The 373-nt window shown below is 45.8% G+C and carries 1 rRNA gene; it reads right to left on the bottom strand.

Going from position 1 to position 373, the window contains the following annotated elements:
* Nucleotides 1-84 (bottom strand): 5S ribosomal RNA (gene rrf / locus Q1B07_RS26810); the annotation flags it as partial.
* Nucleotides 85-373 lie beyond the last annotated feature (289 nt).

The raw sequence follows: 373 nt of genomic DNA, 5'->3' as shown, positions 1-373 counted from the left end.
CCCCCAACTACCATCGGCGCTGAAGAGCTTAACTTCCGTGTTCGGCATGGGAACGGGTGTGACCTCTTCGCAATCGTCACCAGATAAATGGTTTACGGCTTCCGATGAACTTCACATTTCTGCGTCATCTCAATCGTCAACATCCTCACGTACGGCTGTACGCTCCGGTGTCTCCTCAATCGATTCCTTGAACTGTTCGTTCCTCGAAACCCTCTTACTTTGTATGAAGTTTGAAAGGATACTATGTTCCTTCAAAACTAGATAACGATTTTATACAATTCATTTACTGAGTTTACGCTTTTCTAATAGGTTAAGTCCTCGATCGATTAGTATCAGTCAGCTCCACACGTCACCGCGCTTCCACCTCTGACCT

This window comes from uncultured Metabacillus sp., assembly GCF_947503125.1.
Classification (GTDB): Bacteria; Bacillota; Bacilli; order Bacillales; family Bacillaceae; genus Metabacillus.
Note: the sequence above shows the minus strand (reverse complement) of the source record. Positions and strands in the feature narration are given on the sequence as shown.